Here is a 6,079-nt window from a genome sequence, read left to right on the forward strand (position 1 = left end):
ATGTAGTGCTGATCCCGTCTGACGGTTCGGTGATTTCCGGCTACACCACCATCATCAACAAATACGCGAAGAACCCGAACGCCGCCAAGCTGACCCGCGAATACATCTTCAGCGACGCCGGCCAGACCAACCTCGCTCGCGGCAACGCCCGTCCGATCCGCGCCGAACACCTGCAACTGCCGGAAGACGTGAAAGCCAAACTGCTGCCGAACGAGCAGTACAAAAAGGTCACGCCGATCAAGGACGCCGATGCGTGGGAGAAAACCTCCAAAGGCCTGCCACAGAAGTGGAACGAAGAAGTCATCGTAGAGATGAAGTAATCCTTCATCTGTAGGAGCTGCCGCAGGCTGCGATCTTTTGATCTTGCTCTTGAAAGGCAAAGTCAAAAGATCGCAGGCTTCGCCAGCTCCTGCAACGTTCGGTCCCAGCCTTGTTTTCGGAGTCACCGCCCCTATGAAGCACAACGTCATCCTTGTCGTGCTCGACGGCCTCAACTACGAAGTCGCGCGTCACGCCATGGGGCATCTGCAGGCTTACGTTGGCGCAGGACGCGCCGCACTCTACAAACTGGAGTGCGAGTTGCCCGCCCTGTCCCGACCACTTTACGAATGCATCCTCACCGGCGTGCCGCCGATCGACAGCGGAATCGTTCACAACGACGTCTCGCGCCTGTCCAACCAGCGCAGCATCTATCACTACGCGCGTGACGCCGGCCTGAAAACTGCCGCCGCGGCCTATCACTGGGTCAGCGAGTTGTATAACCGCTCGCCGTTTGTGGCCGCCCGCGACCGCCACACTGACGATCCATCACTGCCGATCCAGCACGGCCACTTCTACTGGAACGATCACTACCCGGATTCACACCTGTTCGCCGACGCCGAAAACCTGCGCCTGCGGCACACGCCTGACTTCCTGCTGATTCACCCGATGAACATCGACGACGCCGGCCACAAGCACGGCCTCGACACCCCGCAATACCGCAACAGCGCGCGTTTCGCCGACATCATCCTCGCCGACTACTTACAGGCCTGGCTCGACGCCGGTTATCAGGTGCTGGTGACCGCCGATCACGGCATGAACAACGACCGCTCGCACAACGGCCTGCTGCCGGAAGAACGCCAGGTGCCGCTGTTTGTTCTCGGCGACGCTTTCAGCCTCAACGCAGACGCTGCACCGAAGCAGACCGAAATCTGCGGCACGGTCTGCGAACTGCTCGGCGTGCCCCATGACAAACCTGTGTGCCGGGAGCTGCTCAAGTGAATGCCATGACTCGCGGCAAATGGCTGGCGGCACTGTGCCTGGTGCCCTTCGCACTGTTCTTTATCGTGTTTGAAATCGCCCCGCTGATCTGGGTGATGATCAACAGCCTGCAATCGGAAGAGTCCGGTTGGGGCCTGGAAAACTTCAGCAAGATCTTCAGTTCGAAGTTCTACCGACAGGCGATCCAGTACAGCCTGGAAATCAGTTTCTGGTCGAGTGTGTTCGGCATCATCATCGCCGTGCTCGGTGCGTACTCCCTGCGCCGGGTCGACTCGAAACTGCGCAACTTCGTGAATGCCTTCGCCAACATGACCAGCAACTTTGCCGGCGTGCCTCTGGCCTTCGCGTTCATCATCCTGCTCGGTTTCAACGGCAGCATCACCATCATGTTGAAGCAGGCCGGGATCATCGAGGACTTCAACCTGTACTCGAAAACCGGGTTGATCATCCTTTACACCTACTTCCAGATCCCCCTCGGCGTGTTGTTGCTTTACCCGGCCTTCGATGCCTTGCGCGAAGACTGGCGCGAGTCCGCCGAATTGCTCGGTGCCAACGGCTGGCAGTTCTGGCGGCACATCGGTCTGCCGGTCTTGACCCCCGCGCTGCTCGGCACGTTCGTGATCCTGCTGGCCAACGCCCTCGGCGCCTACGCCACGGTGTATGCACTGACCACCGGCAACTTCAACGTGCTGCCGATCCGTATCGCGGCGATGGTCTCCGGCGATATCTCCCTCGATCCGAATCTTGCCAGTGCGCTGGCCGTGGTGCTGGTGGCGCTGATGACCATCGTGACTGTCGTGCATCAACTGCTGTTGAAGAGGAGCTACCATGTCTCGCGTTGAATCCGGCCCGGCCGGCCTCTACCACCGCGTCGTGGTCTACCTGCTGTTCGCCATCCTCTTGGCACCGCTTGTGGGCACACTGATTTACTCAATCGCAAGCAGTTGGTCGGCGACCATTCTGCCCAGCGGCTTTACCTTCAAGTGGTATATCCAGTTGTGGAGCGATCCACGCTTCCTGCACGCCTTCGGTCAGTCATTGCTGGTGTGCGTCGGCGCTCTGGTACTGTCGGTGGTGCTGATCCTGCCGCTGCTGTTTGTGGTGCATTACCACTTCCCCAAACTCGATGCGCTGATGAACATCCTGATCCTGCTGCCCTTCGCGGTGCCGCCAGTGGTGTCGTCGGTCGGCCTGTTGCAGCTCTACGGTTCCGGGCCAATGGCGATGGTTGGTACGCCGTGGATTCTGATCGGTTGCTACTTCACCGTGGCGCTGCCGTTCATGTACCGGGCGATCACCAACAACCTCCAAGCGATCAATCTGCGCGACCTGATGGACGCCGCCCAACTGCTCGGCGCGAGCACCTTTCAGGCAGCAATTCTGGTGGTGCTGCCGAACCTGCGCAAAGGCCTGATGGTGGCGTTGCTGCTGTCGTTCTCGTTCCTGTTCGGTGAGTTCGTCTTCGCCAACATCCTCGTCGGCACCCGCTACGAAACCCTGCAGGTTTATCTGAACAACATGCGCAACAGCAGCGGCCACTTCACCAGTGCGCTGGTCATCTCCTACTTCTTATTCGTGCTGGTCCTGACCTGGATCGCCAATATTCTGAACAAGGACAAAAGCGAATGAGCTATGTCAGCGTCCAACATCTTCAAAAAAACTACGCTGGCACCACGGTGTTCAGCGACATCGACTGCGAAATAAACAAGGGCGAATTCGTCACCCTGCTCGGCCCGTCCGGTTGCGGCAAATCCACCCTGCTACGTTGCATCGCCGGGCTGACGCCGGTCGATGGCGGCAAGATCCTGCTCGATGGCGTCGACATCGTGCCGCTAAGCCCGCAGAAACGTGGCATCGGCATGGTGTTCCAAAGCTACGCGCTGTTTCCCAACATGACCGTCGAACAGAACGTCGCCTTCGGTCTGCGCATGCAAAAGGTCAATGCCGACGACAGCCATAAACGCGTTGCCGAAGTGTTGAAACTGGTTGAACTGAACGACTTCGCCAGTCGCTATCCCCATCAGCTTTCCGGTGGCCAATGCCAGCGCGTTGCCCTCGCCCGTTCGCTGGTGACTCGTCCGCGCCTGTTGCTGCTGGATGAGCCGCTGTCGGCCCTCGATGCACGGATTCGCAAGCACCTGCGCGAACAGATTCGTCAGATCCAGCGGGAGCTCGGCCTGACCACGATCTTCGTCACCCACGATCAGGAAGAAGCGCTGACCATGTCTGACCGGATTTTCCTGATGAATCAGGGAAAAATCGTACAGAGCGGCGACGCCGAAACCCTGTACACCGCGCCTGTCGATGTGTTCGCCGCCGGCTTCATCGGCAACTACAACCTGCTCGATGCCGACGACGCGTCGAAGCTGTTGCAGCGCCCGATCAACCACCGCATTGCCATTCGCCCGGAAGCCATCGAACTGAGCCTGAACGGCGAACTCGACGCACAGATCCGCAGCCACAGCCTGCTCGGCAACGTCATCCGCTATCGCGTCGAAGCGCGCGGCGTAGAGTTGGTGGTGGATGTGCTCAACCGTTCGGCCGCCGATCTGCACCCCGACGGTCAGCGTCTGGCACTTTCCATCGATCCGACGGCCCTGTGTGAGGTAGCCTGATGACTTTGCTGACGTTGAAGAGAGAACTGCACTGATGGCCCTGGCAATTTTTGATCTGGACGAAACCCTCATCCACGGCGACTGCGCCACCCTCTGGAGCGAGCAGATGGGCCGTTTGGGCTGGGTCGATCCCGAATCGTACATGCGCAAAAACAACGAGCTGATGGATGCCTACAGCCATGGCAAATTGCGCATGGAAGACTACATGGACTTCAGCCTCGAACCACTGATCGGCCGCACCCCAGAAGAAGTCGAGCACTTGGTCGGCCCGTGGGTTGAAGACTTCATCGAACCGATCATCTTCAGCGACGCGACCAAAACCATCGCCGCCCACCGCAAGGCCGGGGACCGGATTCTGGTGATCTCGGCGTCGGGCACGCATCTGGTCAAGCCGATTGCCGATCGGTTGGGCATCGACGAAGTCCTCGGCATCGAACTGGAAGTCGCGCATGGCGTGTACAGCGGCCATACCGTCGGCACCCTGACTTACCGCGAAGGCAAGATCACCCGCTTGCTTGAGTGGCTGGATGCTGAAGAGGAAAACCTGGAGGGCGCGAGTTTCTATTCCGACTCACGCAATGACCTGCCGTTGTTGCTGAAGGTGGATTTCCCGCACGTGGTCAATCCGGATCCGGTGCTGCTTGAACATGCCGAAAAGGCCGGCTGGCCGATCCATCTCTGGAAGTAACGGAGATCAAACGTAGGAGTGAGCCTGCTCGCGATGGCGGTCTGTCAGCCAACATCAATGCTGACTGATAGACCGCCATCGCGAGCAGGCTCACTCCTGCAAGGTTTTGCGTTGTCAGCTAAGGGTTTCGTCAATCACCAACACCAGTTTTCCGGAAACGGTATTGCTCGCCAGCTCGGCAAATGCCGCCTCGGCGTCTTTCACCGGGAAAGCCTTGGCCAACTGCGGACTCAAGCGTCCTTCGGCAAACAACGGCCACACATGCTGACTCAGGTCACTGAACAGATCGGCCTTGAACTGATCGTCACGACTGCGCAGCGTAGAACCCAGCAATTGCACGCGCTTGGCCAACACCTGGGCCAGATCCAGCTTCGCCTCACGGCCCCCCATCAAACCGATCAACACCCAACGCCCATCCAGCGCCATGAGCTTGAGATTGAGCGCCGAGTAGTTGCCGCCGACCGGATCGAGAATCACATCGAACGGGCCGAAGTCGCGCAAGCTTTCCAGATCATCCGTACGCACTACGCCGCCCTGGGCTCCCAATGCTTCACAGTAAGCCAAACGCTCGGTCGAGCCGACGCTGACCCAGCACGGGTTGCCGAACGCCTTGCACAGCTGAATAGCGGCTGAACCAATTCCACTTGCCCCGGCGTGCAAGAGAACTTTCTCACCCGGTTTGAGCGCCGCAAGCTGAAACACATTCAGCCAGACCGTTGCATAAACCTCGGGTAATGCCGCCGCCTCGATCAACGACACGCCTTCGGGAACCGGCAGCACGTGCCGCCCGTCGACGACCACCTCTTCGGCCATGCCACCCCCGGCCAGCAAGGCGCAGACCCGGTCGCCGACGTGCCACGAACTGCCCGCACCGACCTCGCTGATCACCCCGGAACACTCAAGACCGAGGACTTGGCTGGCACCCGGGGGCGGCGGATAAAGCCCTGCTTTCTGTAATAAATCGGCGCGATTGAGGCCGGCTGCCGCCACTCGGATGCGGACTTGTCCTACATCACACGTAGGACTCGGCTCTTCAACCCATGCCACTTGACCTTCCACGCCTTGCAATGCCTTCACAGTGCCTCCATAGTGAGTCTGGACTGAGCCCGAAGCTGTAGCGCCGGGCTTTTTGCATTATGCGACCGGCTCTCGTAGAACCGGCGACTTCAAAGACGGCCTAATATGCGTTATCAATTGTCCCCGCGTCGAATCAGCATGAAGCATTTGCTCCCCAGCACCGCCCTCGCTCTTTTCATCGGCATCGGCCTGTTGCCGGTGTCGGGCAATACATTCGCAGCCAACAGCTGGGACAAATTGCAGCCTGATCGCGATGAAGTCATCGCCAGCCTGAACGTCGTCGAGTTGCTCAAGCGTCACCACTACAGCAAGCCGCCGCTCGACGATGCGCGCTCGGTGATCATCTACGACAGCTACCTCAAGCTGCTGGATCCGTCGCGCAGCTATTTCATGGCCAGCGACATCGCCGAATTCGACAAGTGGAAGACCCAGTTCGACG

7 protein-coding genes and 1 pseudogene are annotated in these 6,079 nt (G+C 59.3%); 7 read left to right on the forward strand and 1 reads right to left on the reverse strand.

What is annotated here, in order from left to right; genetic code table 11:
- From ACIOVB_RS25030 to ACIOVB_RS25055, 6 genes are all read left to right on the forward strand, one after another.
- A partial coding sequence (locus tag ACIOVB_RS25030; protein ID WP_401271988.1) for an ABC transporter substrate-binding protein occupies positions 1-320 on the forward strand: 320 nt, incomplete at its 5' end.
- Between the two features lie 133 nt (positions 321-453).
- Positions 454-1,260, forward strand: coding sequence for an alkaline phosphatase family protein (locus ACIOVB_RS25035; protein WP_187677493.1), 807 nt, complete (start codon positions 454-456; stop codon positions 1,258-1,260).
- Between the two features lie 5 nt (positions 1,261-1,265).
- Complete coding sequence (locus ACIOVB_RS25040; RefSeq protein ID WP_187677504.1) at positions 1,266-2,102, forward strand: ABC transporter permease subunit; 837 nt, start codon at positions 1,266-1,268, stop codon at positions 2,100-2,102.
- Positions 2,089-2,889, forward strand: a complete 801-nt coding sequence (locus ACIOVB_RS25045) for an ABC transporter permease (protein ID WP_401271989.1) — start codon at positions 2,089-2,091, stop codon at positions 2,887-2,889. Before ACIOVB_RS25040 ends, ACIOVB_RS25045 begins: the two co-directional genes overlap by 14 nt.
- Complete coding sequence (locus tag ACIOVB_RS25050) at positions 2,886-3,875, forward strand: ABC transporter ATP-binding protein (protein WP_187677491.1); 990 nt, start codon at positions 2,886-2,888, stop codon at positions 3,873-3,875. The genes ACIOVB_RS25045 and ACIOVB_RS25050 overlap by 4 nt, the downstream gene beginning before the upstream one ends.
- A gap of 34 nt (positions 3,876-3,909) precedes the next feature.
- Positions 3,910-4,563, forward strand: coding sequence for an HAD family phosphatase (locus ACIOVB_RS25055; RefSeq protein WP_187677490.1), 654 nt, complete (start codon positions 3,910-3,912; stop codon positions 4,561-4,563).
- A gap of 114 nt (positions 4,564-4,677) precedes the next feature.
- On the opposite strand, the gene ACIOVB_RS25060 is transcribed toward ACIOVB_RS25055, so the two are convergent.
- Positions 4,678-5,640, reverse strand: a complete 963-nt coding sequence (locus ACIOVB_RS25060) for a zinc-binding dehydrogenase (RefSeq protein WP_401271990.1) — start codon at positions 5,638-5,640, stop codon at positions 4,678-4,680.
- A gap of 105 nt (positions 5,641-5,745) precedes the next feature.
- On the opposite strand from ACIOVB_RS25060, the pseudogene ACIOVB_RS25065 reads away from it, so the two are divergent.
- Positions 5,746-6,079: pseudogene (locus ACIOVB_RS25065) on the forward strand (tail-specific protease); the annotation flags it as partial.

This window comes from Pseudomonas sp. NPDC087639 (genome assembly GCF_044743385.1).
Taxonomy (GTDB): domain Bacteria; phylum Pseudomonadota; class Gammaproteobacteria; order Pseudomonadales; family Pseudomonadaceae; genus Aquipseudomonas.

What these genes read in the sequence shown, in the direction of transcription:
- ACIOVB_RS25035 (WP_187677493.1), top strand. Translation starts at nt 454, where the DNA reads ATGAAGCACAACGTCATCCTTGTCGTGCTCGACGGCCTCAACTACGAA.
- ACIOVB_RS25040 (WP_187677504.1), top strand. Translation starts at nt 1,266, where the DNA reads ATGACTCGCGGCAAATGGCTGGCGGCACTGTGCCTGGTGCCCTTCGCA.
- ACIOVB_RS25045 (WP_401271989.1), top strand. Translation starts at nt 2,089, where the DNA reads ATGTCTCGCGTTGAATCCGGCCCGGCCGGCCTCTACCACCGCGTCGTG.
- ACIOVB_RS25050 (WP_187677491.1), top strand. Translation starts at nt 2,886, where the DNA reads ATGAGCTATGTCAGCGTCCAACATCTTCAAAAAAACTACGCTGGCACC.
- ACIOVB_RS25055 (WP_187677490.1), top strand. Translation starts at nt 3,910, where the DNA reads ATGGCCCTGGCAATTTTTGATCTGGACGAAACCCTCATCCACGGCGAC.